The following is a 26,776-nucleotide window of genomic DNA, read 5'->3' as shown; positions in this document are numbered from 1 at the left end:
AGGGATATAGCCAAGCGGTAAGGCAGCGGGTTTTGATCCCGTCATTCAGAGGTTCAAATCCTCTTATCCCTGCCACTTTTTATTTAACTTCATTATAAGTAACAATAAAAAGCAGTTAATGTATTTTACCTCCCTGTAGGGATATAGCCAAGCGGTAAGGCAGCGGGTTTTGATCCCGTCATTCAGAGGTTCAAATCCTCTTATCCCTGCCATATTTATATATGCAAATAATAAAGTTACTATTCTTAGTAACTTTTTTAGTGTCTAGAGCTAAATAACTCTGTAAACTTTTGGATACAATGCGGGTTTGGCGGAATTGAAAAACAATGACGCGCTACTTTTTTATTAGAGAGTAGGTTCCGGTATCGCTAGATGTGAGAGTTCAAGTCTCTTTAAAACTTGATGGTTATGCGGGTTTGGCGGAATTGAAAAACAATGACGCGCTGCTTTCTATTAGAGAGTAGGTTCCAATATCGCAAGATGTGAGAGTTCAAGTCTCTTTAAAACTTGATGGTTATGCGGGTTTGGCGGAATTGGTAGACGCGCTGGATTTAGGTTCCAGTATCGCAAGATGTGAGAGTTCAAGTCTCTTGACCCGTACCATTTAAAAAACTCTTAGTTTATCCTATCTTTATCTCCTAGTTATAAATATTCTCTTTTAATATTTAACATTAATTTCTTCCGTACAAGAGTAAATTTATGCCTGCTATATTTAGTTAAGTACGATTCCGGTATCACAAGATGAATAGTTTAAGTCTCTTTAAAACTTGAAGGTTATGCGGGTTTGGCGGAATTGAAAAACAATGACGCGCTGCTTTCTATTAGAGAGTAGGTTCCAGTATCGCAAGATGTGAGAGTTCAAGTCTCTTGACCCGTACCATTTATGAAATTATTCTCTAAGTAAAACCTTTCTAAGTTCAAAGTAAATCACCTGAACGATAAAGATCAAAAATCTAGCTTGCAACTTTTCAGATAAAATACAGTTAAGTATGTTTACTCATCTGCAATATTATTCTTAAATTATATTTACCTTACAAACCACACGCATAAGCTAATGCTTTATTTTTTATTGTGCTATTAAGTACCGGTACTTTGTTTATCGCTAATAAAGCTAAATTACGTAGCCCTTTAACAACGGGGGATGGATGACTAAAGCCTAGGTATAATGCATCCATTGTTGACATCATCAATAAATTATCGCTTCGTCGTGCTTTCTCATAACGCGCAAGTACCTGTTCATCATACCAAGCTTCACCACCATCAATGGCTTCTGCTATAACATGTTGTAAAGCCAATACATCTTTAAAGCCTAAGTTGACTCCCTGCCCTGCCATTGGGCTAATAGTGTGAGCTGCATCGCCTAACAACAATACTCGTTTATGTTGATAGGTATTGGCGTGTCGGCGTGTTAACGGGAAGCTTCCTTTCGCAATCACATTTATATCGCCAAGCTTTTCTGGAAAGTTCTTTAATATCTCTTGTTTAAGCTGGATATTAGATAGTGCTGCAAGACGAGCAATCTCATCAGGCTGATGATACCAAACTAATGAACCGTAACCGCCTAAGTCACTTGTACCTGCTAAAGGTAGAAATGCGACAGGTCCTGTGGGAGCAAATTGCTGCCAAGTAATATCTTGTTGTGCTAATGACGTTTCTACATTAATTAACATCGCAGATTGCTTATAGTCCCACCCTGTAATGCCTATTCCAGACATTTGTCGAACTTTCGATTGTGCACCGTCTGCGCCTACCACCAACTTAGCCGTTAAGATGCTATTCGTTAAGGTTACAATAGCTTTATCAGTTGTTTGATCTAGAGCTTCTAAGCTCTCAGGGCAAAATAAATGTATATTCTCTAATTTTTCAATTTCCTGCCATAAGGCAAGTTGTAATAAGCGGTTTTCTACAATATGTCCCAAATGTCGTTGCTCAATATCTTTCGCATTAAACTCAGTGTAAGTACTTCCAGATTCACCAACCCCTAAACGCTTATATGGACAACTTCGCCATTGCTGAATGTGTTGCCATGCACCAACTTGGGTGAGTAAGTTTTCAGAAGCAATGGAAATAGCTGATACACGTAAATCAAATGCTTGCTCGGCGGTAAAAAGTTTCGGTGTAAACTTTTCAACTAACGCGACTTTAAGTCCAAGCTGTGCAAGTGTCAGAGCACTTGTTGCGCCTACCATTCCGCCGCCAATGACGACACAATCAAAATGTTCCATACTTTTAAAAATTCTATGTGATTATCAGATATAAGGTTATTTTACCGAACAGAGCCTTGATTATCGACCGCTTTATTTTTTTAATAAATAATCTATTCAACACCTTGATAAAGTTAAATAAATCGCGATATAACGAGAAACAATAAATAATGCTTTTAGAGCTTAAACTTAAAATATCAAAACCATTTACAACTTGTTGTCGTATTAATTCGAATTTAGAACTTAATTGGTATAAAATACGCCTCCTTTTATCAGTACTGGGTTTGCTTGGGCATTTTTCAGTATAATCGCGTGTGAAGAGTAAAGTAATGAGTAAGAAGCTATATATCAAAACTTGGGGCTGTCAAATGAACGAGTATGACTCGCAGAAGATGGCCGAACTGTTAGATTCAACCCATGGTTTCACCTTGGCTGAAGAGGCAGAAGATGCCGATGTTATTTTACTAAATACTTGCTCTATTCGTGAAAAAGCACAAGAGAAAGTATTTCATCAACTAGGTCGTTGGAAGACACTAAAAGATAAGAAACCTGACTTATTGATAGGTGTTGGTGGTTGTGTTGCCTCACAAGAAGGTAAAGCAATTCGTCAACGTGCACCGTTTGTTGACATGGTTTTTGGCCCACAAACATTACATCGTTTGCCTGAAATGATTAATCAATTAGCACGTACCAGTAGCCCAATTGTTGATGTTAGTTTTCCAGAAATAGAAAAATTTGACCGTTTACCTGAGCCTAAAGCCGATGGTGCTAGCGCTTTTGTGTCAATTATGGAAGGTTGTAGTAAATACTGTACTTTCTGTGTTGTGCCTTATACACGTGGCGAAGAAGTTAGTCGCCCACTTGATGATGTGTTATACGAAATAGCACAACTATCTTCTCAAGGTGTTCGTGAAGTGAATCTATTAGGTCAAAATGTAAATGCTTATCGCGGTGAAATGCACGATGGAAGTATTTGTCGCTTTGCTGACTTAGTACGTTTAGTAGCAACCATTGATGGTATTGATAGAATACGTTACACCACGTCTCACCCTGTTGAGTTTACTGATGACATTATTGAAGCTTATAAAGATGTACCGGAACTAGTAAATCACTTACATTTACCGGTACAAAGTGGTTGTGATCGCATTCTTACCCAAATGAAACGTGGCCATACCGCTATTGAATATAAATCACAAATTCGTAAATTAAAAAAGGTACGTCCTGATTTATCAATGTCTTCAGATTTCATTATTGGTTTCCCTGGCGAAACTGATGAAGATTTTAACGACACTATGAACTTAATTAAAGCGGTTGATTTTGATATCAGCTTTAGCTTCATCTACAGTGCTCGCCCTGGTACACCAGCAGCAGATTTACCTGATGATATTAGTGATCAAGTGAAAAAAGATCGCTTAAAAGTATTACAAGACCAAATAAACCATCAAGCATTACGTATTGCTAGACAAATGCTTAATACAGAGCAACGCGTGTTGGTTGAAGGCCCATCAAGAAAAAATCCGATGGAGCTACGTGGTAAAACAGAAAACAACCGTACCGTTAATTTTGTTGCTCCGCACAGTGTGATTGGCCAATTTGTTGATATTAAAATCACTGATGTAATTGCCAACTCATTACGTGGTGAATTAGTAAGAGAAGAAAAAGATATGGGCTTACGTATTGCTCACTCTCCTGCTGATATTTTAGCAAATAACCATCACACAGCGACGCCAAGTAATCTTGATGAGCTAGGTGTAGGTACTTTTACGCCATAAAGCTAAGTAGTATTAATCACTAAAGACAGTAAAGTAACATTAACCATTTAATAAATAAGTTGAGGTAAAATTGACAACAGCAACCGATAAATCATTAAAACTAAGTAAAGAAGTGTTTAGTTTAGATCCGGTAGACAACCATAGACAAGCCAATTTATGTGGCCCTATGGATGATAACTTAAAAACCATTGAACGCCGTTTAGGTGTAGAAGTTAGTTATCGTGGCAATGAGTTTACGGTTGTAGGTAAGCCGCTTAATGCTAAAGCTGTTGTTGATGTATTAAAAAATCTTTACATAGAAAGCCAAACAGTTAATGGCAAAGATAAAGTTATTACGGCAGAAATGGTACATCTCGCTATTTTAAATGCAAACTGTCTTGAGCAAGACCAAACTAACGATAACTTAACCTCTGAGTTAAGTAATCACATTGATAAAAAATTCGATGATATAATTACCATCAAAACCCAACGTGGCACTATTAAACCACGTAATGGTAATCAACAAGACTATGTACGAAACATCATAACTAATGATATTAGCTTTGGTGTTGGTGTAGCCGGCACTGGTAAAACTTATTTAGCAGTAGCTTGTGCGGTTGAGGCATTAGAGCGTCAAGAAGTACGCCGTATATTACTTACCCGCCCAGCGGTTGAAGCGGGTGAAAAACTCGGCTTTTTGCCAGGTGATTTAACGCAGAAAATAGATCCATATTTAAGACCGCTTTATGATGCATTATTTGAAATGCTTGGTTTTGAAAAAGTAGAGAAATTAATTGAACGCAACGTCATTGAAGTTGCGCCATTGGCTTATATGCGCGGTAGAACTCTTAATGATGCTTTCATTATTTTAGATGAAAGCCAAAATACTACGGTTGAACAAATGAAGATGTTTTTAACCCGTATTGGCTTTAATTCTCGTGCTGTTATAACTGGCGATATAACCCAAGTTGACTTACCTCGTCATCAATCATCAGGTCTTCGTCACGCGATTGAAGTGCTACAAGACATCGACGGTATTAGCTTTAACTTCTTTCAATCAAAAGATGTGGTTCGCCATCCTGTTGTTGCCCGTATTGTTGATGCTTATGATAGTCATGATCAAAAAATGAATAGAGAAAAGCACGCAAAAAAAATAGCGCAGCAAGCGGCTGAAAAAAATGCTAACAAAACAAATGATGAGCAGAGTGATTAACACGCATGCCTCATGATATCGACTTACAAATAGCTTGTACTCCAACAGCATTACCAAGCTCAGAGCAGTTTCAACTTTGGGTTGATACTGCATTAAATGCTGTGAGCAGTGATCCTAAGCAAAACTTTGAACTTACCATACGCCTAGTTAATAGCGATGAAAGCCAGCAGTTAAATAATCAATACCGAGGCAAAGATAAACCGACTAACGTATTATCTTTTCCTTTTGAAGTCCCTGAAGGTATTGAACTTAACTTATTAGGTGACTTAATAATCTGTATTGAAATTATGCAGCAAGAAGCGCAAACACAGAACAAAGCCTTATTTGATCATTGGGCACATCTTGTTGTACATGGTTGCTTGCATTTAGTTGGCTTTGATCATATAAGTGACAGTGAAGCATTAGAAATGGAATCACTTGAGATTACTATTTTAGAAAAATTAGGGATAAACAACCCTTACATTGAACAATAAGTTACTAATTTTAAGTAATAATATTAAAATAATATCAATTAAAACCGTGCTTTATCGGTAATACGTTAACTAAACTATTTCCCTAATGATAAGCATATATCTATCCATTAATATAGGAATACAAATAGCTCTATGAGCGATGACAACCCCCATTCTAGTAACGGTTCAAGCAACAAATCATTTTTACGCAAAGTAATGAATGTATTAACGCCTGAGCCGAGAAACAAAGATCAATTAGTTGATGTGTTAAACGATGCGCAAGAGCGAGAGTTAATCAACCCAGAAACTAAACAAATGATCCAAGGTGTTTTAGACGTATCTGAAATGCGTGTTCGAGAAATAATGATCCCTCGTTCGCAAATGGTTACTATTGACATAAACCATAACCTAGATGAGTTTTTACCTGTTATCCTAGAGTCTGGTCACTCTCGCTTTCCCGTAATTAATGAAGATATTGACCATATTGAAGGCATTCTCTTAGCCAAAGATCTACTCGCCTTTGGCTTTCAGGCACAAAGTGATAGCTTTTGCCTCCGTGATATTATTCGACCTGCCATTATTGTCCCTGAAAGTAAGAAAGTTGAACCTTTATTAAAAGAATTTCGCTCTGATCGATACCATATGGCTATTGTTGTTGATGAATATGGTGGCGTTTCAGGCGTTATCACCATTGAAGATATTTTAGAGCAAATCGTTGGCGAAATTGAAGATGAAACCGATGATGATATTGAAGAAGAAATTAAACATTTAGCTGGTAAAGTATACCTAGTTAAAGCATTAACAGAGCTTGATGACTTTAACGAATACTTCAAAACTAACTTTACAGAGTCTGACGTTGATACTATTGGTGGTATCGTTTTACGCCAATTTAATCATATGCCAGAAAAAGGTGAAGTACTCAGTTTAGATAAATTTGAATTTAAAGTACTGGTAGCAGACAACAGACGCATGCAAATGTTGCAAGTAACTGTGCCTAAAGGTCACAAAATAAACGGTAAAATAAGTGACTAGCTCAAATACCGCTTCAACTTTTAGATCAAAATTAAATAGCCTAAAAAATACGTTATCAACACCAAGTCATTGGCTCTGTTTTTTCAGTGGTTTTTTCTTAGTGTTTGCTTACGCGCCGTTTTCAATTTGGTGGTTACCTCTAGTTCTACCTAGTGTAGTGCTTTACCAAATTAGATCTGCTGCGCCAAAACTGGCCACCAAAAAACTCGGTTTATTTGCTCTAGGTTGGTTTACAAGCGGTATTAGTTGGGTGCATGTCAGTATTGAGCAGTTTGGTGGTATGCCACTAGTATTCTCACTACTTCTTATGCTGGCACTTTGTTTATACTTATCATTATTCCCAGCTTTAGCGGGTTATTTAACAGCTAAAATTTCTAAAACAAAACAACTGAACTTATGGTTATTGCCATCGATATGGCTGTTTTGTGAATACTTACGCTCTGTAGTATTAACTGGCTTTCCATGGTTATCACTTGGTTACAGTCAAATTGATAGCCCTTTGGCCAGTTTCGCCCCTGTTATTGGCGAAGTAGGCATAACCGCAATAGTGCTATTAATAAATATTTGTTTAGTTAAATTATACCTTGTTATTTTTAGCAAAATTAACCTTAATAATAATGCTGCAGATGTTCATATATCTGATAGTGGTATTGCAAATAGCAGTACTTCAAATAATGTAGCCAAGCACCGTTTAATTAGCGTAAGTGCGCCACTGGCAATTCTCATTGGAATAACAATAACCAGCGGTATATTAAGCCAACAGCATTGGACCACTTTAACGGGTGAGTCAACCAAAGTAGCACTTATTCAGGGAAATATAACCCAATCCCTAAAATGGCAGCCAGATGAAGAATGGCCCATTATGGAGAAGTATTTAGCGTTAACTCAACTCAACTCTGATGCCGACTTAATTATTTGGCCTGAATCAGCCATCACAGCGTTAGAGCCAACAATTCAAGATTATTTAAGTAACGTAAACCAATTAGCACTATTAAATAACAGCGCTATTATTACAGGTTTACTCAATTACAGTTATCAAGAAAACGCTTATTATAACGCTATGCTTGTCCTTGGTAAGAAAAATACTGAGGATAAACAAGGCTATTATTACAACCATAGTAATCGATATTATAAAAACCACTTACTGCCTATTGGTGAGTTTGTACCTTTTCAAGAGTTACTGCGCCCTATTGCGCCATTTTTTAATTTACCACAATCTTCATTCTCAGCAGGAGATTACGTTCAACCAAACTTAATCGCCAAAAACATTCCTATATTACCATTAAACTGTTTTGAAATCGCATTCCCAAGTCAGTTAGCCGCTAACTTAACCAAAGAAACGCAAATGATTTTGACGGTGAGTAATGATGCCTGGTTTGGTGATTCACATGGTCCGCATCAGCATTTTGAAATAGCCAGAATGCGCGCATTAGAGTTTGGCCGCCCAGTGTTAAGGGCAACTAATAATGGTGTTACCGGCATTATTGATCAACAAGGTAATGTAACGGCAATAGCACCTCAATTTGAAGAATATGTGCTTCGCGGTAAGGTTGATTTTGTTAGCGGTTTTACTCCGTACAGCCAATGGCCAAACGCAATATTATGGTTGATGATAATTCTGCCAATTATATTAATAAAGGCTTTAGGGTTTAAGGCTTAGGAGCGATAACCTAGAAACTACTCCGAGCACTCCCCTCTAAATTTTAGTGATTTAAGGGGAGCTCATTTATAAGTTTGTTTTACTGTGTTTTATTGGTATGTAATGAGGTTTTATTTCGACCAGTCTCTTTTGAGCAATACAACGCAGCATCTGCAGATTCAATCCAAGTAGTATAATTTTTCATACTCTTATCAACTTCGGCAACGCCAATACTAATCGCATAGTTAAGCTCAATATCATTATAAATAACAATTGAATTTTCTACTTCCTTCCTCAGTCGTTCAGCAAAGATATAAGCATTTTTAAGTGGCGTGTCTGATAATAAAATAGAAAACTCTTCACCACCATAACGTCCACACACATCGGTTTCACGTACATGTTGACGTATTAAACCAGAAAGGTGCCGAATAACTTCATCTCCAACCATATGCCCGTAAGAGTCATTAACTTGTTTAAAATGGTCTATGTCTATCATCACCAACGAGCTAGCATGTTCGCTTCGCGTCCAGCGCTTATACTCGGCAATAAGGCATGACTCCCAATGAGTACGGTTAAATAATTGAGTTAAGCCATCGGTTTGGCTCAAAATAGCTAGCTCATCATTAGCTTTTTTTAAGCTTATTTTATTTACTGCTGTATCAGTAACGTCATAAACAATTAAACACAGGTGACTAACATCTCCTGTTGAGTTAAGTAGCGGGATAAAAGTCGTATTTTGATACATAAAGTCTGCACTACCAGTAACGGGGCGATAGCTATCAAACTTAAATAAGTAAGGTCTTTGCTCCCAGATACTAAACGCTTTGTTTTTAAGTAAAAATACCGATTCAGCTTTGCGGGTAAACCATTCTTTAGGGATCTCTTTAAACTTATCAAAGATCAATTTACCTTTTACTTCTCTGGGTAATAACCCGCTATGGTTTTCCATAAAACCATTAAATATTTGAATGGTAAAATCTCTATCTAATACCACTAGGCCAACATCAATGTTATGTAACATTTCCATTAACCAATGCAGTTCATTTAATTGTGATTTTTCTAACGTCATAACCAATTCCTAATATCGCCTGATTGTACTAGCTCATGCTTTTTTATTTTTTAATATGCATATAGCAGTCATTTTTGTTCAACACTCTTTGTTCAACACATGGTTAATCAATCAAATAGGCTAACTTATTATTGAGGGTTTGCATCGATTGTTCAGTGAACAGTAATAACAGATCACACTTGATTGGATAATTTTCAATGCTATAACTAATTTCAATTGCGAGAGTTTTTTTCCACTTATTAGCGTTGTTGGCAATTAACTCTGATATTTGTCTATGCTGGCCAAGTACTTCAGGATGGCCTTGGCTAAATTGAATATCAAGCTGCTCAGACATTCCTTTTAAACAAGCACCAATTAGCACATTAGCTAAATCCATTAATAGCTCTAATTCTGTACCCATATCTTCTGCATATTGGTAATTCATTAATGATGCTACATCTTTAAAGCTTGAGTCGTTAAGAATTAATAATGCTTCGCCTGATATACCAGCACTAATGAACCCTTGGCAAACACCTGAAGTACTTTCATGGTTTTCAATATCTTTTAATGCCATGCGAAGTTCACTCACTTCAATGAAATTAACATTAGGGATTGGTAATTCAACAAATACATTCAATAAGCGAGCTAATAAATCTCCTGCACGCCCCATTGCAACATTTGCTATTTCTTGATAGCAATCACGCATATCAGCAGACAGTGAAATTTCAGGTTCATCAGCCGGTGTTTCAACTTCAGAGAGAACTTGCGAGTGTTCAAGATCATGATTAACAGTTGGAGTGACGCGTTCGATTGTCTCTACTACCTCTTCAACAACAGTCTCAGCTGTAACATCAGTATTGACAGCAGTGGTCGAAGACGTTTTTGACGTTTCATCACTATCTTGTAGTTCATTAAGGTCTTCATTAGAAAAAACGCCATAGTCTGAAAGTACTTTGGTGAGAATATCTTTATTGATTGGTTTTTGAATAAAGCCTAGTGCTCCTAAGCCTGTAACACGCTTGTGTGCTTCAGGTTGAATGTCACCAGAAATAACCACCGTTATGGTGGGTAAGTCTTGCGCCAAAATAGCTTCAAGTACTTCATAGCCATCCATTACTGGCATGTTAAGATCAAGTAGGAGCACATCTCCTTTACCTGCTTTTATTGCTTCAACACCTTCTGCTCCATTAGTAGCAAAACTTATCTCAACATCCCAACCATCAGGTAATGAGCGAGCAACTTGTTTGCGCGCCATATTAGAATCATCACAAATTAACAACTTAGTGGTCATATAAAAATTGAGCCTTAAATAAACATATAATCAGTACTTAAATATTCGAATCATAGGTAAGATAAATTAATTAAAAAATCGAATAAACAATACCTATAAAAAAACCTATAAAAAACAGCTATAAAAATACCTAAATAAACAACAGCTAAACCAAGTGGATAATTAGTTAGCAAGTATTTATAACCATAGTTTATTCAATATAAAACACAATGAAAAAGCTGAATTTATAGAATTTATTTCGGGAAAACGCTAATATCAGGGCATACTCAATAATATTTTCAAGAAACGATGAAATTTTCTACTTCAAACATTATCTTATCTACTTTAATTATCACCAGTTTTATTTTTTCTGCGGCAAGTTACAGTTTCAATTTTGACGCAAGCAAACTTGATTCCACGCAAAATCTTGTAAAAGCTGGAGGAAAATACATCACTCTTTTAGGTCAACAAGTGAAAATTGGCCAACCTGCCCCGCAATTTAAAGTAGTTGATAAAAACTTTTCTCCGGTTCGATTAAAAGACTTTCTTGGGCAAACCATACTTATTTCAGCGGTACCAAGTTTAGATACTGGAGTATGCTCAATTCAAACTAAACGTTTTAACGAAGAAGCAGCGAAATTACCTGAAAATATTACTATTTTAACGATTAGTAATGATCTCCCTTTTGCGCAAAAACGGTTTTGTGATGTTGAAAATATTGAGGGCATCAAGGTATTGTCTGATTCTGTTTGGCGTGATTTTGGCACTAAATATGGTTTATTAATTAAAGATATGGGTCTACTTACGCGTGCCGTTTTTATCATTAATGAAAAAGGTAAAATCGTTTATAAAGAGATTGTACCTAATATTTCACAGCACCCGGATTATGACAAAGCACTTTCTAAAGTAAGGTATACAGCCCCAGTTCTTGTTGTTGATACTGTGGTTGAAACGGTAACTATTGGTAATGTTACCGAAGAAAAATTAGTGGTTGAACAACCAAAGCCGTTACCGGCACAAAAAAAACCTTAAAATAAAACAACTTAAAAACAATAAGTTAACCATTCAATACTTAATAAATAATAAATAACTTAATATTTATTCTTGAAAAAATAGCAAACAATCCCATCTTTAATTATGTAGTCGCCGTAAGGGGCTACACAATTAACTTGCCTGTTCATTGTGAAAGGCAGCATTATTTTAAATGGTAAGCTTATTTTAGCGCTTATTAACACTTTGTTCAGTAATCGCTTTTATTGTCAAAGCAAAGCTAAAAATAACGACCAACTTATTTAAAATAATAATCATATTATTGCTATATCATAGGATAAATTATTATGCGTAACACCACAGATTTCAGCCCACTATATCGTTCATTTATTGGTTTTGACCACTTAGCAGGTTTAATTGATAAAGCCTCGCAACCTGGAAAACAATCATCATACCCGCCTTATAACATCGAGTTATTGGCCGAAAATCAATATCGTATCACTATGGCTGTAGCCGGCTTTAGAGATGAAGACATTGACATTGAATCTAAAGACAACAGTTTAATTGTTATTGGTACAAAATTAGACACTAATAGCCAAGATGCCGATAATAAGGCTATCAACGGAGCTGCTAGTACCAATAAAAAACCTCGTCAATTCTTACATCAAGGGATTGCAGAGCGTAATTTTGAACGTAAATTTCAATTAGGTGATCATGTTAAAGTTGTTGGTGCTTCGATGGAGAATGGTTTATTGCATATTGATTTAGAAAGAGAAATTCCAGAAGCGTTAAAACCAAGAAAAATAGCCATTAACGGTAAAAGCTTATTAAATGGAGATTCGTAGTACTTAATTTTTTTCATATCCCCTGTTATGTTTTGCCCAGTCTTTGACTGGGCTTTTTTGTTTTAATGGTAAGCAATAATCCTCACGGAAAATAACATGTGCCTACGCCATGTAGCTATGCGATGTAACTGCTCCATGTAACTTTGTAATGTAGCTATATGATGTAGTTATGTGATGTAAACGTGCTATGTAATTGCATCAGCTATAGCCATTCAACACATACAACGTACCACTTAACCAATGACAAGTTCTCTAATGCTGTGATTATGCAAAAGAACACCTGTAGCCTGAAACTGCCATAAACATATATCGAATAACTACAGTATTGATACCGCATATAAATACAAATCCATTTATTCCCTTCTTTCAACAACAAATAATGTAAGCTACCTCCTTTTACACACCAGCCAATTTAGGGGGATTTTTAAGTTATTGATATAATTTGAATAGTGACGTATTCTCGATGATATTTAAAAATCACGTGGAAAATTTCATTTTGTAGATAGAAGGAATTTTTCATTTGAATAAGCTGTTAACTGCCTATGTATTCCTTGGGTGTATTTTTACGATTAAATGGAGTTTAAATTGGAAGAAGTAGATTGCTTTATAAAGCTAGTTTGTGGTTCTGAATTTAATGATGAAAATGAAATAGATAAGATACTAAAACACCTATCTGTTTCATTAAAAAAGGTTGTTTTAGAGTTAGTTGCTTTACAAAGCTTATCTGATGATAAAATTGGATTGTACGGTCCATATTTAGGGCGTTCAATGTTAGAGTTGAGCGTGACTGCACTTGTGGGACGATTAGATCCATTCAAAACGCTTTTAATGAAAAAGAAACAAGAGCAATCAGATTATGACCTAGGTAAGCCACATTCATCTTCTATTAGGTGGCAAGGTGATATCGTTGATAAAGCTGTTTCCAATTTGTGGGAAGATAAATCATTAAAAGATCCAACTAGAGCTATTTTAGGTGCATACCAAATTGAACTTGTGCTTAAAGACAGTGCTCAAAAAGTAATTGATGAAGGTAGTGAAGACACTATGGGGTTGTGGTTTACCCAAATTAGTAACACTGACCCTAAAGGGGTTGTCGAATCTATTAAGTCTAAAATTAATACTGCATACTCATCTCTTTCGAAAGGTGTTCATCATGAATTATTGGTACCGCAAGAATCTATATTAGATAGGGATACGGTATTAAATATATTGAATGACACTCTATATATTATTTCGTCTTTAAGCTTGTTAATATCACAAGTCCCTTATGCCTATAAAAATGAATTACTGGAACAATGTTTCAGTGATTATAAAAAATCACAAGAATTGGAGCTTACCTAATTATGGAATATGAAGTATATGAGGATAACTCTTTAGTTCTTGCTGCCGAAGACTTTGATTCAGAAGAATTTGCTGAGTATCACTTTTTTACTAGCCAAGATAAAAAATGCATATCTAAACTACGAGCGCATGGTCCTGTATTACTGAAAGGGGCTCGTGGTTGTGGTAAAAGTGCTCTAATGATTGAAGCATCTATGGGCCTCTATCCAAAGAATATTAAAGGTACTGCGGTTGGTATATATGTAAGTTTGAGGCATTTAGATCTGCTAAGAACATCTGGTGCCCAATATATTGAACTATTTTGTAAGTTGGTTATTGACCAAATTACAAAACAATTACCAGAAGTACAGGTTGAAACTAGTGCTTATACGGTTTCAGAATTACAGCAAATATTGATTCAAGTTGCATCTTCTCTTTCGAAGCGAATAGTATTGCTTTTCGATGATGCGGCACACATTGGGCGAGAAACAAGTTTATCTGATTTCTTCGATATTTTTAGAACATTATCTAATAATTCTATTTCATGTAAAGCTTCTATTTACCCTGGTGTTACTAAATTTGGAACTAGGTTTGATGTGTATAATGATGCAACAGTGATCGATGTAAACCGTTCTGAAACAGCCTCTGATTTTGATAATTTATTTGTAGAGGTTTTAAATCGTCGGTTTACAGTATCTTTAGATGATTCGAAATTTAGTAAAGCTTTACCAAAGCCTGCTGTTTGTAAATTGATGGGAGTAGCTGTTCTTGGAAATATGCGCTCATTTATTTATAGCTGTAACCAACTGATTACTTCGATAAATGGCTCAACATCCGTGACGTTAACCCATATATCAGAAGCATTTAAACAGTTATCGAATAACTATTTCTGGCCTCTTTTAGAGGAAATTGAGCCTAAGCTTGGAGTTTATGAACCAATGGTTCAACCTGCCCAAAGCATAGCTGAGATACTATTTGAAAAATCGGGAGAGAAAGGAGAACGTTCAGTTATTATTTTGAGAGAGATAGCTCAAAGATTAAATAAGCCTTTAGAAATTTTAGAGTATGTGGGTTTTATCGCGAGGAAAGAAGTCTCCAGAGGAATGAAATCTAGAGGCCGTGGCACACGTTATGTACTTAATTTATGTAATATAACTGAATATCTGGAGCATAGCCGTATTAATAATGCTATTGAAGAGAAATGGCTTTCATTTAAAGATGACGCTGTTGAATTTCATCGAGGAAGCGAACTATATAAACTTGAATTACCTGAACCTTCGCTTGAGCATGAATTAGGAATATTAAGTAAAGAAATAAAGGTTCTAAAAAAATCCAATGCATATCCATATGGTTTAACTAATTATATGGTTGGCTTACTTGATGGCAATAATATAAAAACACTCGAAGAATTGGTAAATACTACCGACGAAGAGTTACTAAAATTACCAATGATTGGTCCTCAAACATTAAAACGTATTAGAAGTACTGTTAACCAAGCAATTTGGATGTAGGCAGTTAACAAGTTGCTTAAACGGAAAAATAACAGTTGGCCATCGCTTCGCGATTATAGCCAACCGTTATTTTCCGCTTAGCAAGGCGTTAGCTATTTAGTCAAACTTTCGAGGTATGATGAAAAAAGAAATCCCAGCCCCAGTTATTGCAGTTGTTTCTCAAAACCTTCCCGATATAGAAACGCACGCGAGCCTCGACAATTTGTTTTTATATGCAGATGCCCCTGGTGATCCTCCTGAAGGATCAAAACCTGTAAAGGTTCAATCATGGCTCAGAATAATCAATAAAGAATGTGATTATCCGTTAAAGGTATTAGGCAAATTAATTGAGACTCATATGGAGTTACCCGAGCAAGATGAGCAAGAGCAAATTTTGTGGGGACATAATGTAACTAATCATAAAAAAGAGTTTAAAGAAAAATTATTATCCATTTTTAAACAATGCAATCTTACGTATACTTCTGGTGGGCATTTATCCGATGGTAGTTCCGCGCCAAGTAAAGCTTTATCTGAGCTTATTAAAGGGCGTGATATTCCATCAATTGATGCTGAATTTAACAGAGCATTGGCTAACGTTAATTCTGAACCAAGAGAAGCCGTTTCAGCTGCATGTAATATATTAGAGTCAATTTTTAAAGTTTATATAGCTGATGAAGGGTTAAGTAAACCACAAAAACAAGACCTACAAAACGTCTGGAAAGTTGTTCGTGGAGATTTGGGGTTCGATACTAAATTAGTTCAAGATGATGACCTTAAAAGAGTTCTAAGTGGAATTATGTCAATAGTCGATGGAATTGGCGCATTCCGCACGCATGCAAGTTCAGCCCACGGTGAAGGTCGTAAAGTTTACAACCTTAAGCCAAGGCATGCTCGCTTAGCTATTAACTCCGCGCATACAGTAGCACTTTTTGTTCTAGAAACTTGGGATGAGCGGCGTAAAAAATAGCATACAAGGTGCTATGTACACATGGATAGTTATGCCTAAATTACTCATCACATTTTTCATTTTAATCTTCATTTCTTCATGCACATCTAAGCAAGTTGCAGATAGTGGATGTGGCTTTGTTGTAGGTTCACATGAAGCTGAGCAGGAACGGAAACAGAAAAACAGCCGAAGTGGTCAAAAGCATGAGAAATCGGACAGTGATATAATAAATGGACTTTTATCTGCTTTGTTCGGTGCTGATGGGTGTACATAACAAGAACATCAAACGGAAAAATTACAACAAGGAACGTCTATGAAATTCAAATATTTATTAATTGCCGCTAGTTTATTTATCGCAGCATGTGATAATAAATCATCTACAGTAGAGCTAGAATTGGTTGATGTGTATATACCTAAAGGAGATACACAATGCAATAATGATGGGGTAAGTCTAGCTGAAACCACCGCTTATTTAACTGACTTATCAATTGAAGTGTCCGCTTCACAATGTGGGGTTATTACTGGGTTATCACTTCCAGATGTTTGTGGTGGAAGCACCAATAACATATATCTTCATACAATTAACTATTCAGATTTGATTACAGTAGAAAACTTAGGTTTCGTTGACTTATCAACTCTGCCATTTGAAGAATCTGGTTATTCTATTATCGAGTGTGATTCTACTCACTCTACCAACGAAACTACTGAAACTACTGAAACTGCCAACAAAACTACTGAATTTTCTGAATGGCAAAGTAGCAATATTTCAGCTTATTCATTCAATTACGTTACTAATGGATTTTCTCCTAGTATTGGTACTTGGCGTATACAAGTAAAAGATGACGAAGTACTACATACCCAGTTTATTGAAGCGGGGAATTTTGAAGGTGATCTATCAATTGATGATGCTCCTACTATTGATGACTTAATTCTGAAAATACATGGTTGTGAAGAATCATCGTCCTGTGAACTTTCAACACTAGAATTTGATCAAACATATCATTTTCCAACGAAAGTAACTTTTAGCTACCTATCAGAAAGTGATGGGGTTATTGTTTCTGAGTTTGAAGTTCAGTAAATATAATGAAGATAAGTAGGACACCCATTCGTTGCTGGTTAAAAGAAAATAATCCAGTTAGAGTACTTTGATCAATAAATAATATAAAAACGAGTTATTCTACCAGCTCGTTAGCAGGCAAGGATTCTATGAAGCACGGAGTTATATTAGTAGTTATGGGAATACTTTCAATATTTGGTTCAAAAGCAAATGCATCAGTTGAAGCTGATTTTTGGACTTGGTTTCAAAAGAATGAAGATATGATCTTCAATTTTGAAAAGGATACTGAAAATACTTTTGATAAATTATCTTTAGCACTTTCTAAAGTAGATCCAAAGATTACTTTTGAGTTTAGCCCTATTCGCGAAAATGGTAAAAGAGAGTTTGTTTTAAGCGCTGGTGGTATAAAAAAATCCTTTCCTTCGGTTGAATTACTATTTAACTCAGCACCCGAATTAAAACAATGGACAATAGTAAAATTTCGTCCTAGAAGAACCCCACTGAATGATCTTACTTTTGGCGATGTATCGATTAAAGCTGATGATGTTTATTACAATATATATAAAGACAAAGATAAATTGGGCGTCGTTTTGTTTTTTGATAATTACAGCAATAAAGAACACACAACTTATGGCAACCTTGGTTATCTCTTTTTAGATGAAGCTCTTGGTGAATATGACGTTGAAACCAAACTGGGTTTTATTGAGTTCCATAATAAAAGTTCAGAGTATTTTGATGGTGCTAAACCGATTAGAGAATTAGTAACTCAAGTTGATGAGTATTACGGTAATTAGTGATAATGCGCATATAACAAGTGTTTAAGGTGTCAAAAAACTTAAAAATGACTGACTTTTATGTCTACTTTGCTGACGGTGTTGGATGATCTTAACTGGCAGTGTTTAACTGGTAGTTTTAATGTGATTAAGTGGTTAAACTGGTATTGTTACAGGGTCTAATTGTCTATTCATATTTAACTTAAAGAGCACTTCGGCCGATAATTTAATACTTTAGCGAAAACAGTATCTCTGTTAAATCGGGCTGCCATTGGAAATCTTTTAATTTGACCCTACTACCTATCACTACAACTTGTTCATCTTGTAAGTGATTTCTTTGTTGCTCAAACTGCTCACTACCCGCAGGAAAAGATATTTTTCCTTGTGAGTTAATTACTCTATGCCACGGAACGGGTTTTCCTTTCCAGCCGATATCAGGTACTTTACTCAGGGCTTTACCAATAAGTCTCGCCCTGCCTGGCCAACCTGCTAAATCGGCTATTTGTCCATAACAGGCAACTTTACCTTGAGGAATTAATTGTACTGTTTCCCATATAGCTTCGTAGCTATTATTTACCATTATATTTAACCTGTTTTTTTAAACCCCCGTTGAATTACGGTATCATAGTAATATTAACTTCATAGCTCGACTGGTCGCAAGACCTAAAGGAATAACATGAAAATTTGGGTAGATGCAGATGCTTGCCCTGTGGTAATAAAAGAAATTTTATTTAAGTCCGCAGATAGAACAAAAATAATTACCACATTTGTCGCTAATCATCATATTCGCACACCGCCGTCACCTTTTATCAAGTTTATGCAGGTAACCAGTGGTTTTGATGTAGCCGATGATGAAATTGTTAAGCGCGTTGAGCCAAAAGATTTAGTGATCACCAGCGATATTCCCCTTGCTGATGAAGTTATTACTAAACATGGCTCAGCACTGAGTCCTCGTGGTGAGTTGTATACTAAAGAAAACATAAAGTCGCGCCTTAATATTCGAGACTTCATGGACACTATGCGTGCTAGTGGTATGCAATCTGGTGGGCCGCCGGCATTAAGTCAAACAGATCGACAAAACTTTGCTAACCATTTAGACCGAATTATTACTCAGTTTAAGCAATCACAGTAGGCCATTTTAACTAACGAAAATATTGGTCATTAATACTAAATATTTGCCCTCTTGATAAAACAAAAAACGACTTTATATTGGTATCACGTATAATGCTTTTTATAAGCATCACCTGACCTTCAAAATAAATTAATTATGTACGAAACAATACAAAACAAACTAACTAAACTCAAAGAAAACAAAATATTTGAATTCTTTGTTGTTGCCGTCATTATTATTTCAGCACTAGAAATTGGCGCTAAAACCTTTGAACTCACCGACACAGCAATTTCGCTTACCGGAGTACTTGATATTTTTATCACTGTATTCTTTTTGTTTGAGCTTACTGTTCGATTTATTACCGATAATGATAAAAAGAATTTTTTTAAAAAAGGTTGGAATATCTTTGACTCCCTCGTGGTCGCAATCAGCTTAATTCCTATCAATGACAGTGAAATGGCTCTACTTGCTAGGCTAGTTAGAATATTCAGAGTATTGCGAATGGTCTCGGTTGTGCCTGAGCTCAGAGTCTTAATTAATTCTTTAATAAAAGCCCTGCCGCAATTAGGCTACGTGGTTTTACTGATGTTTATTATCTTCTATATCTATGCCGCTTTTGGTAGCTATGTATTTAAAGATATCAATCCATTTTTGTGGGGAGATATCGCTATTTCGATGTTGACCTTGTTTAGAATTATGACCTTTGAAGATTGGACAGATATTCAATATGAAACCATGGAAATATACCCTTGGTCTTGGATTTTTTATCTTACTTTTATTTTCTTTACCGCTTTTGCCTTTTTAAATATGGTTATTGGCATTGTCGTCAATGTTATGGAAGAAGAGCACTCGGCTATGAAAAAAGAAAAAGAGCCTTCGATGACCGAGTTACAAAACGAGATTAGAGAATTAAAAAGTTTAATTCTAACGAATCAAAACATTGAAAAACCCAAAAGCTAGCTGGCACAGTTATCTAGCTTCGAGCTTGTTTACCGAGGACTGTTTACCGGGGACTAATTATCAGAAACAGTTTTCGGAGTTCATTATTAGCATTAAAATTTTATATCACTTAACCTAGCGGTATTCACTTTTACAAGGAAGGTCAATGTACGCAGTAATATTTAGAGCAAAACCAGGTATTCAAGATAGTGAGTACGGGAGAACGGTTACAAGAATGAGAGAGCTAGCATTTGAAAAGTATGGCTGTTTAGACTTTATTTCCGCTACTGAGGGAGAAGGCGAACAAGAAGTTACCATTTCTTATTGGCCAAATGCACAAGCAATCAGTGCATGGAAAAGTGATGCTGAACACACTTTAGCGCAAGAGACGGGACGCGCCAAATGGTATGACTCATATATAGTTCAAGTTGTTGAAATAAAGCGAGAGTATAAATTCAACAGCTAAACTCACATAATTGGCTCATAATGCTCATATTTGAATAGCAGTCACGGGCTGTTAGAAGTGAAAGCAACGTGGGCTTTACCTATTTTAGTTGAATTAAGTTGGGTTATGTAATTTAAGTTGAGCTAATTTAAATTACCGAAAACCCATTATTTGATATCGAAAGAGTAATAAATACTGGCCGAGCTTTCTAAACTGGTCACGGTTTCAAGCCAAAGACGGCTCAAAATATAAAACCTGACCGTCAACTCATTAATAGGCTCAACAACGCCAACACCATATTTAATATATATTTGATCCCCTAAATAACCAGCAATTGACGCTTGTTCATCATCACCGTCGATTTCAATTCGATTAATAAGTGGTAATTTTTCTAATTGTGTTAATACCCCAGAGTAATTGGTTACTGCTGTACCTAACGCCATACCTATTGCTGCACTACCAGTACTAGCTTCAGCATCTAAGGCTCTACCTCGCACTAAATAAGAGAGTATTTCAGATTGTTGCATGGTCGGTTTAGAAAATAATTTTATACTTAGATTATTGGCCAAACCAGTTGCATCAACACCGACAGTAACATCTTCTTTTTCAATACTGCGGGTCGCTTGTATTGATACATAAGGGTTGTTCACAGGGCCATTAAACGAAATAGCCCCTTTGGTAATAGACAAATCTTGCCCGTATGCACGATAACGCCCCTCAGGTATTCTCAAGCCTCCGAAAAGCTGTAACGGTTGACCTGCTAATTGACTCACCTGTAATTCGCCTCCTAGTCGCCCAATAAAGCCTTGTCCTTCAACCTTGAAAACATCTTTAATAAGCACTCGAATATCCGTTGAAATTTCAAAAGGTTTCTTTTCACTTTCGCTCTCCCCTTTATCACCAACCATCACGACATCTTTACTTAAACTAACACTACCTTGCGGCAGTTTATCAACAGATAACTTGCCTTCAACCACTTCAACACTACCCGTTAAATTAAGCGAAGTTGTTTTTAGTTGCGCGCTGAGGTGAGGAGAAAGTGTTAAAGTTAGATCGGGTGGTACAGACAAATGTAATGATTCGCCATCAAAGTTCACATTTGCCTGAAATTCAGTTTTCCAATCAGCATTACCAGTGATTGTTGCGGGCTTTTCATTAATATTAACGCCTCCATTAATAACAGCTTGTTGACCAGAAAAGTTAATCGCAAGTTGAATATCTTCTATACCATTAAGATCACCTGACAAATTAGTTTTGCCTTCAGTAAGCGTTAAATCACCATTAATTTCAGGAGATAATAAATCCCCTTTAATGCTGATATTACTATTTACTAAACCTTCCAATGCCCCTAACTCAGGTACAAAAACATGTAAAGGCAATAAATTAAAATCTTTAATAATTATTTGGCTCGCAACGACGTTATTGTCTGTTCTCTGTGGTTCAGCTTGCTTTTCAACTTGGCTATTAAGTTTGCTCTGGTTAGCTTTAGTTTGCTTAACTTCATTCTGCTTAACTTTGCTCTGACTACTAGTATCAGCATTAGCCAATAATATACGAGTACTTGCATTAACCACTTCAACGCCATCTGCGCGGGTAAAACTTACCTTGCCATCAACAGTATTGTTGCGTAATTTAAAGTTTACATGCCCTTTTTGCCATGCCAATAGAGGATGTAACTCACCTGCCGAACTTAACTGAAAGTCTCCTTCGCTTATGTTTAAATCGGCGATAGCGGAAGGTAAATTTCCCTGTTGCCAATCAATAGCTATTTGTCCATTTATAGTGCTTTTGATAAAAGTATTGTCTGGCATAAAAGCATTTAACAAACCCGTTTCAACATCAATTGTTAATGGTACTTTACCTTGCTCTGCACTTAACTCACTATCTTTGGTAAGGCATAATTGCGAAGCCTCAACTAACCAACAATGTTTATTAATAACTAACGCTTGGCTTAGTTCTTTATAGGTGAGTTGTAACGGTTTATTGGTTTTAAAATTAATGTCATCAAACGTAAAAGCGGTATTACTGGTATGTACTTGCCACTGCGACTTAGCTGTAGAATAAACACTATCAATAATTAAATCGATACTTGAGTCCCCTTGCCAAGCTAACGCAACTTGTTGTTTTATTAAATCACCGACACTTGATACCTGCACACTATTAATCGTGTGTTCATCAACATCAACTTGGGCGCTAGTCACTTTAATTTCATGCAGGTGGTTATTTAAAGGGCTGTACTGCGCATCTATATTAATTTTATCACTCGCAACATTCGCCACAACAAAATCAGTAAGTGTCCCTTGTAAATTTATTTTAGGTTGTTGAATAGGCCCTGAAACATTAATTTTGCTACTTAGTTGGCTCGATATATCATCAAGCCATAATGCGGTATTACCTATCGTTGCACTACCATTAATATGCCATTCTTCGTCGCTATAGCCGGTTAAGGTTAACGCAATATTCTCATATTCAATAAGCAAGTCACTTTGCCCTACACTGCCGTTATGGTTCATGTCTATATTAGCTTTAATATTAAGAGGTCGCTTGTTTAGTTCACCTTTAATAATAGAGTTACTAACCGTAACGGCCCATTTTTCATCGTGCCAAAAGCCTTGGCTATTAAGGTTACCTTGAATTCTTCCCGCTATATTAGGGTTTATGTCAGGTAAGGTGAATCCTGTAGTATTTAGGTTAATATCCCATGCGAACTCTTGTCCTACATCAAGCGCACCTGTGAGCATTAAATCATTAGCAGCGTGAAGGTCTTGTAAATGAAGCGTTTGTATTTTAATGTTACTTTCTTGATGAGTCGCCACTAATTCAAGTGCTACATTTTCATAACCTAAACCACTAAATTCACTTTTAAAATTAACCATTTGTTGATTAATATCTCCCTCACTCTGCAGTGCAAAAACACTCGGCGTTATAGATATAGGAAGTTGTTCGGTGAGCTCGGTTGGCAAAATAAACTGACTCACTTCGGCGTCGATCTTATAAGGTAAATTAGGATCCGTTAAAGCAATATCGCCTTTTGTGGAAAAAGTTAATGCCCCTTCACCTGTTGCCACTATAGTCAAATTTGCCAGATCGCCATTTAAAGTCAATGTTTGTGATGTGTCATTAAGTTGTGGTAAAGCAACACTGTTTTTAAAACTGTTAATAAGTGTTAAATCAAGGCGGTAAGGTATAGAAAGATCGACATCACCACTTAAAGAAATGTCATCTATTAAAGCATCATTATTTACGGTTACAGATGTTGATGAAAGTTTTTTTATAGATAACTTACTTCTAAACCAGGTTAAGCGTGCTCTGGTATTATTTAACGCGACTAGCGTTTTATATTCACTGTCTTTAAAAACTTCAGTTACTATTAAGCTATTAAGAGTAAAAGGCTGTATTGATAGGCTAAAGGGTATAGTTACTTTCGGTAGTGTCGCTAAAGGCCAATCAAGGTTACTCGTTTTACTGCTTGATGTGCCATTAACTTGCGTGTTATTTACACCTTGAGTTGTCTTAACTACCTTGCTGTTACTTGTCGCTGAAGAAGATACTTCAAGTATTTTATAATGTAATTTATCTAATGTTGCCTGCTCAATTCTGATCGCCACATCACTCATAAAAAGTGCCGTTGAAAAATCGTTTAGGGCAAGGGAAAAACTTCGGTTTTCAATATTTAATCTCGCTAAAGAAAATCGCTTTACTTGTAAGGTAAATGGTAGTTCCGGTAACGATGGAAGTATGATATCGCCTGTTGTTGGCTCAGGCGTAGTAGATCCACTTTCTTTAATAACAACATTCAGTTCGCCAATGCTCAGCTCATCAACACACAGCTGTTTTTTCCAAAGACAACGTAAATGTAGTTGCAAATGGATATTACTAAGCTTGGCACTCGTTTGCTCGTTATTAACACTAAGCTCGCTTAATCGTAAACCACGTAAAAGCGCACCACTTTTATATTCAATGTGAATAGGAGCAACTTTATTGACAACAAATATCGTTACCTCAGCTCCCCATGGAGTTGATAGAAGAACAGCAAAAAAACAAAGCAAACCGGTGATAATACTCATTAGCCCAAGGCTGAATCGTTGATAACTCATAACTCGGTACCAATAGTAAAATGAATACGCAAAGAAGGATCTTCTTCACTTATGGGGTAACCCACTTCAAACCGGATAGCCCCGACGGGCGAAATATAATGAATACCTGTGCCAACAGAATAAACTAAATCAAGTTTATTAACATTGTTAACACTACCGCCATCAGTAAATAATGCCCCGCGCCAGTGCTCAGTAAAATAATATTGATACTCTAGACTACCAACAATCAAATTTGTACCACCGGTTACTATAGTATCACCTGAGTTTCCAGGCTCACTTAGGGTTACTTCAGGCCCTACAGATTGGTAAGCAAAACCTCGAATACTTTGATCGCCACCAGCATAAAAACGCAGTGATGGCGAAAGCGCTTCGCCTACATCTTCTTTGGCAATAATGTAGCCAAGCTCCGCTCTTGTCACAAAACGATGCTTCAAGGCAAAAGTAGTAATATATTTCCACTGTGCATTTAAACGTAAAAAAGAAGTTTGTGAATTTAATGCTTCATAGCTCCCTTCCGCACTGTAATATTCACGAAATCCATCACTAGGGTTTAGCGCTGAGCCCTCCCAAGTTTTATCAGACCAGGTCATGCCAGGGATAAAATATTCTGCTTTATTAGCTACACCATCAGCATCCCACTTTTCAGTGAGGTGCCTAACATAGGGTTGTCGTAACATTTGATCTTTAAGGTAAACTCGACCTATTTGAAAAATCATAAACTTACTGGTTAGATCAGCAAAATCGTTTTCTTCAACTAAGGCTTTAAATTGTAATACGTCATTGTTGGGATGTGATAACGGGATACTATAAATAAAATAGCCTGTCGGATTTATGGTTGAATAAGAGACTTTGGTTTCTTGACGATGACCGTAACGATTTACCAAAGGTGTTTTCCAACCGACAGAAACATTTTCTTTGGTATCGGTAGCAAAACCTAAACCCAAATCTATTTGATGGCGCTTTGCCTTAGTTAACGACACATCAATAGGAATAGTACTTTCTTGTGAGTTATCTATGTCTGGGCGAACAATAACACTGCCAAAATATTGGGTAGTATCAAGTTCACTTTGTAAGTTTTGTAGTAGCTGTTGCTGATAAAAATCACCCGTTTTAAACGGAGTTAATGCGTTTAAAACATCGGCATTTAATTCATCAAAATTATAATTAACCTCACCAAAACGATAACGACGACCACTATCAAATTCGATAATAATAGCCGCTGTTAGTAAGTTTTTTTGAATGGCTATATTCGCTTTAATAAATTTATTATTAAAATATCCTCGAGCTAAAGCTAAGGAAAGCAAGTCTGATTTAACGTTTTCATAAACGCCGTGATTTAAGGTATCGCCTACTTTAATAGGGATATTGTTAACCAGCTTAGTAAATTCAACATCGTTACTGGCATCACCTAAAACAACAATGGCTAATTCGTTAATTACTACCGGCTTATTTAACACAACATCAATAACAAATACCCAATTATCATTATTTTTATTTTGTTCTGCTGCAACAAAATCAATCGCAGAGGTAGAGACTTTTGCGCGGTAATACCCTAACGCTTTAACTGCATTTAAGGTGTTTTTTTTAGCTGAATAAACAAATGCAGTTCGTTCACTTTCGGTTTTAGGCAACTCACCTAAATGAGCATTAATATTTTGTTTTACTGCGGCAGGTAAATCTTCTGTGATCTTAAGCGAAAAGCTATCCGAAAATGCTAAAGGAGATACAAACAATAATAAAAAAAATATAAAAACACTGTATTGCATTTAGATAGATTACCAAGGTACCTGAAACTATTAAGTCTTTATAGCATAACAGGAAACCAGCTTTTACAGATACTACTGTTTTACGCTAAAAAAACTATCTATCTATACCTAGTTACTATAAATTTAGCGCTATTAACTGTCGAGGCTATTTATACCAATCGGATTAATTAAGTGATCAATTTTTAATGAGGATGAATATTCAAGAACAAGGCGCTTGATTGAGCAATAGCTGGCTATTAGGATTGAAAGCAACGATGTTATTGGATATTTAAGCCATTTTAAAAGATCACTTAATTAGTTGGGTTGGTATTATTTAAGTTAATTGATGTATTGTAACCTGAGTTCGGGATAAGCAAAATGCTACAACAGCCTTAATTATCCGTATTAC

The 26,776-nt window shown here is 36.2% G+C and carries 22 protein-coding genes and 4 tRNA genes; 20 read left to right on the top strand and 6 right to left on the bottom strand.

What is annotated here, in order from left to right; translation table 11 throughout:
• The 4 genes from CWS31_RS16330 to CWS31_RS16315 all read left to right on the top strand — a co-directional run bounded on the left by CWS31_RS16330 (position 1) and on the right by CWS31_RS16315 (position 880).
• A tRNA-Gln gene (locus CWS31_RS16330) sits at positions 1–75 on the top strand.
• Positions 76–137: 62 nt separating this feature from the next.
• Positions 138–212: transfer RNA gene (locus CWS31_RS16325), tRNA-Gln, on the top strand.
• A 306-nt stretch (positions 213–518) separates the two neighbouring features.
• Positions 519–603: transfer RNA gene (locus CWS31_RS16320), tRNA-Leu, on the top strand.
• A 175-nt stretch (positions 604–778) separates the two neighbouring features.
• Positions 779–880 (top strand) — tRNA-OTHER (locus CWS31_RS16315).
• A 151-nt stretch (positions 881–1,031) separates the two neighbouring features.
• Here the strand turns inward: CWS31_RS16315 and CWS31_RS16310 are convergent.
• Entirely contained in the window at positions 1,032–2,225 is a 1,194-nt protein-coding gene (locus CWS31_RS16310; protein WP_101345058.1) for an FAD-dependent oxidoreductase, read from the bottom strand.
• 308 nt (positions 2,226–2,533) lie between these two features.
• On the opposite strand from CWS31_RS16310, the gene miaB reads away from it, so the two are divergent.
• The 5 genes from miaB to lnt all read left to right on the top strand — a co-directional run bounded on the left by miaB (position 2,534) and on the right by lnt (position 8,312).
• Positions 2,534–3,976, top strand: a complete 1,443-nt coding sequence (miaB, locus tag CWS31_RS16305) for a tRNA (N6-isopentenyl adenosine(37)-C2)-methylthiotransferase MiaB (protein ID WP_101345059.1) — start codon at positions 2,534–2,536, stop codon at positions 3,974–3,976.
• 166 nt (positions 3,977–4,142) lie between these two features.
• Entirely contained in the window at positions 4,143–5,168 is a 1,026-nt protein-coding gene (locus tag CWS31_RS16300) for a PhoH family protein (protein ID WP_101345267.1), read from the top strand.
• A gap of 5 nt (positions 5,169–5,173) precedes the next feature.
• Positions 5,174–5,641: an rRNA maturation RNase YbeY gene (gene ybeY, locus CWS31_RS16295; RefSeq protein WP_101345060.1), complete on the top strand. Its 468-nt coding sequence runs from the start codon at positions 5,174–5,176 to the stop codon at positions 5,639–5,641.
• Positions 5,642–5,773: 132 nt separating this feature from the next.
• Positions 5,774–6,652: a CorC family transporter gene (locus CWS31_RS16290; protein WP_101345061.1), complete on the top strand. Its 879-nt coding sequence runs from the start codon at positions 5,774–5,776 to the stop codon at positions 6,650–6,652.
• On the top strand, positions 6,645–8,312 hold the full coding sequence (gene lnt / locus CWS31_RS16285) for an apolipoprotein N-acyltransferase (RefSeq protein ID WP_101345062.1): 1,668 nt from the start codon (positions 6,645–6,647) through the stop codon (positions 8,310–8,312). The genes CWS31_RS16290 and lnt overlap by 8 nt, the downstream gene beginning before the upstream one ends.
• Positions 8,313–8,391: 79 nt before the next feature.
• On the opposite strand, the gene CWS31_RS16280 is transcribed toward lnt, so the two are convergent.
• Both CWS31_RS16280 and CWS31_RS16275 read right to left on the bottom strand, forming a co-directional pair.
• Positions 8,392–9,360, bottom strand: coding sequence for a sensor domain-containing diguanylate cyclase (locus CWS31_RS16280; protein ID WP_101345063.1), 969 nt, complete (start codon positions 9,358–9,360; stop codon positions 8,392–8,394).
• A 103-nt stretch (positions 9,361–9,463) separates the two neighbouring features.
• Positions 9,464–10,630 (bottom strand): response regulator, encoded by a 1,167-nt coding sequence (locus CWS31_RS16275; protein ID WP_101345064.1) that lies wholly within the window; start codon positions 10,628–10,630, stop codon positions 9,464–9,466.
• Between the two features lie 288 nt (positions 10,631–10,918).
• On the opposite strand from CWS31_RS16275, the gene tpx reads away from it, so the two are divergent.
• The 8 genes from tpx to CWS31_RS16235 all read left to right on the top strand — a co-directional run bounded on the left by tpx (position 10,919) and on the right by CWS31_RS16235 (position 18,051).
• The gene (tpx, locus tag CWS31_RS16270) at positions 10,919–11,641 is read left to right on the top strand and encodes a thiol peroxidase (RefSeq protein WP_101345065.1); all 723 of its coding nucleotides are present in this window, start codon (positions 10,919–10,921) and stop codon (positions 11,639–11,641) included.
• A 305-nt stretch (positions 11,642–11,946) separates the two neighbouring features.
• Positions 11,947–12,444, top strand: coding sequence for an Hsp20 family protein (locus tag CWS31_RS16265; RefSeq protein ID WP_101345066.1), 498 nt, complete (start codon positions 11,947–11,949; stop codon positions 12,442–12,444).
• A 585-nt stretch (positions 12,445–13,029) separates the two neighbouring features.
• The gene (locus CWS31_RS16260) at positions 13,030–13,785 is read left to right on the top strand and encodes a hypothetical protein (RefSeq protein ID WP_148747781.1); all 756 of its coding nucleotides are present in this window, start codon (positions 13,030–13,032) and stop codon (positions 13,783–13,785) included.
• 2 nt (positions 13,786–13,787) lie between these two features.
• Positions 13,788–15,275 (top strand): P-loop NTPase family protein, encoded by a 1,488-nt coding sequence (locus CWS31_RS16255; protein WP_101345068.1) that lies wholly within the window; start codon positions 13,788–13,790, stop codon positions 15,273–15,275.
• Positions 15,276–15,390: 115 nt separating this feature from the next.
• On the top strand, positions 15,391–16,221 hold the full coding sequence (locus CWS31_RS16250) for an abortive infection family protein (protein ID WP_246143583.1): 831 nt from the start codon (positions 15,391–15,393) through the stop codon (positions 16,219–16,221).
• A gap of 31 nt (positions 16,222–16,252) precedes the next feature.
• Complete coding sequence (locus CWS31_RS16245) at positions 16,253–16,474, top strand: hypothetical protein (protein ID WP_148747780.1); 222 nt, start codon at positions 16,253–16,255, stop codon at positions 16,472–16,474.
• Positions 16,475–16,513: 39 nt separating this feature from the next.
• Positions 16,514–17,278, top strand: coding sequence for a DUF6174 domain-containing protein (locus CWS31_RS16240; protein WP_101345071.1), 765 nt, complete (start codon positions 16,514–16,516; stop codon positions 17,276–17,278).
• Positions 17,279–17,406: 128 nt separating this feature from the next.
• Positions 17,407–18,051 carry a hypothetical protein gene (locus CWS31_RS16235; protein ID WP_101345072.1) on the top strand — a complete coding sequence of 215 codons (645 nt, stop codon included), beginning with the start codon at positions 17,407–17,409 and terminating at the stop codon, positions 18,049–18,051.
• A gap of 205 nt (positions 18,052–18,256) precedes the next feature.
• On the opposite strand, the gene CWS31_RS16230 is transcribed toward CWS31_RS16235, so the two are convergent.
• Complete coding sequence (locus CWS31_RS16230; protein WP_101345073.1) at positions 18,257–18,610, bottom strand: MGMT family protein; 354 nt, start codon at positions 18,608–18,610, stop codon at positions 18,257–18,259.
• Between the two features lie 96 nt (positions 18,611–18,706).
• Here CWS31_RS16230 and CWS31_RS16225 point away from each other — a divergent pair, with 96 nt between their 5' ends.
• From CWS31_RS16225 to CWS31_RS16215, 3 genes are all read left to right on the top strand, one after another.
• A complete protein-coding gene (locus CWS31_RS16225; protein ID WP_101345074.1) occupies positions 18,707–19,162 on the top strand; it encodes a YaiI/YqxD family protein in 456 nt (151 codons plus the stop codon).
• Positions 19,163–19,297: 135 nt separating this feature from the next.
• Positions 19,298–20,101, top strand: a complete 804-nt coding sequence (locus tag CWS31_RS16220) for an ion transporter (protein WP_101345075.1) — start codon at positions 19,298–19,300, stop codon at positions 20,099–20,101.
• Positions 20,102–20,246: 145 nt separating this feature from the next.
• Positions 20,247–20,546, top strand: coding sequence for an antibiotic biosynthesis monooxygenase family protein (locus CWS31_RS16215; RefSeq protein WP_101345076.1), 300 nt, complete (start codon positions 20,247–20,249; stop codon positions 20,544–20,546).
• A gap of 146 nt (positions 20,547–20,692) precedes the next feature.
• On the opposite strand, the gene CWS31_RS16210 is transcribed toward CWS31_RS16215, so the two are convergent.
• Together CWS31_RS16210 and CWS31_RS16205 are read right to left on the bottom strand one after the other, a co-directional pair.
• The gene (locus tag CWS31_RS16210; RefSeq protein ID WP_211355856.1) at positions 20,693–24,592 is read right to left on the bottom strand and encodes a translocation/assembly module TamB domain-containing protein; all 3,900 of its coding nucleotides are present in this window, start codon (positions 24,590–24,592) and stop codon (positions 20,693–20,695) included.
• 26 nt (positions 24,593–24,618) lie between these two features.
• Positions 24,619–26,388: an autotransporter assembly complex protein TamA gene (locus tag CWS31_RS16205; protein ID WP_101345078.1), complete on the bottom strand. Its 1,770-nt coding sequence runs from the start codon at positions 26,386–26,388 to the stop codon at positions 24,619–24,621.
• Between the last annotated feature and the right edge of the window lie 388 nt (positions 26,389–26,776).

Origin of the sequence: Colwellia echini (genome assembly GCF_002843355.2) — a bacterium.
Lineage (GTDB): Bacteria > Pseudomonadota > Gammaproteobacteria > Enterobacterales > Alteromonadaceae > Colwellia > Colwellia echini.
This window is presented reverse-complemented; position numbering and strand designations above follow the sequence as displayed.

Bases quoted from the DNA above. Each gene is read 5' to 3' on its own strand.
- CWS31_RS16310 (WP_101345058.1), bottom strand. From the start codon at position 2,225: ATGGAACATTTTGATTGTGTCGTCATTGGCGGCGGAATGGTAGGCGCA.
- miaB (WP_101345059.1), top strand. From the start codon at position 2,534: ATGAGTAAGAAGCTATATATCAAAACTTGGGGCTGTCAAATGAACGAG.
- CWS31_RS16300 (WP_101345267.1), top strand. From the start codon at position 4,143: ATGGATGATAACTTAAAAACCATTGAACGCCGTTTAGGTGTAGAAGTT.
- ybeY (WP_101345060.1), top strand. From the start codon at position 5,174: ATGCCTCATGATATCGACTTACAAATAGCTTGTACTCCAACAGCATTA.
- CWS31_RS16290 (WP_101345061.1), top strand. From the start codon at position 5,774: ATGAGCGATGACAACCCCCATTCTAGTAACGGTTCAAGCAACAAATCA.
- CWS31_RS16280 (WP_101345063.1), bottom strand. From the start codon at position 9,360: ATGACGTTAGAAAAATCACAATTAAATGAACTGCATTGGTTAATGGAA.
- CWS31_RS16275 (WP_101345064.1), bottom strand. From the start codon at position 10,630: ATGACCACTAAGTTGTTAATTTGTGATGATTCTAATATGGCGCGCAAA.
- tpx (WP_101345065.1), top strand. From the start codon at position 10,919: ATGAAATTTTCTACTTCAAACATTATCTTATCTACTTTAATTATCACC.
- CWS31_RS16265 (WP_101345066.1), top strand. From the start codon at position 11,947: ATGCGTAACACCACAGATTTCAGCCCACTATATCGTTCATTTATTGGT.
- CWS31_RS16255 (WP_101345068.1), top strand. From the start codon at position 13,788: ATGGAATATGAAGTATATGAGGATAACTCTTTAGTTCTTGCTGCCGAA.
- CWS31_RS16250 (WP_246143583.1), top strand. From the start codon at position 15,391: ATGATGAAAAAAGAAATCCCAGCCCCAGTTATTGCAGTTGTTTCTCAA.
- CWS31_RS16245 (WP_148747780.1), top strand. From the start codon at position 16,253: ATGCCTAAATTACTCATCACATTTTTCATTTTAATCTTCATTTCTTCA.
- CWS31_RS16240 (WP_101345071.1), top strand. From the start codon at position 16,514: ATGAAATTCAAATATTTATTAATTGCCGCTAGTTTATTTATCGCAGCA.
- CWS31_RS16235 (WP_101345072.1), top strand. From the start codon at position 17,407: ATGAAGCACGGAGTTATATTAGTAGTTATGGGAATACTTTCAATATTT.
- CWS31_RS16230 (WP_101345073.1), bottom strand. From the start codon at position 18,610: ATGGTAAATAATAGCTACGAAGCTATATGGGAAACAGTACAATTAATT.
- CWS31_RS16225 (WP_101345074.1), top strand. From the start codon at position 18,707: ATGAAAATTTGGGTAGATGCAGATGCTTGCCCTGTGGTAATAAAAGAA.
- CWS31_RS16220 (WP_101345075.1), top strand. From the start codon at position 19,298: ATGTACGAAACAATACAAAACAAACTAACTAAACTCAAAGAAAACAAA.
- CWS31_RS16215 (WP_101345076.1), top strand. From the start codon at position 20,247: ATGTACGCAGTAATATTTAGAGCAAAACCAGGTATTCAAGATAGTGAG.
- CWS31_RS16210 (WP_211355856.1), bottom strand. From the start codon at position 24,592: ATGAGTATTATCACCGGTTTGCTTTGTTTTTTTGCTGTTCTTCTATCA.
- CWS31_RS16205 (WP_101345078.1), bottom strand. From the start codon at position 26,388: ATGCAATACAGTGTTTTTATATTTTTTTTATTATTGTTTGTATCTCCT.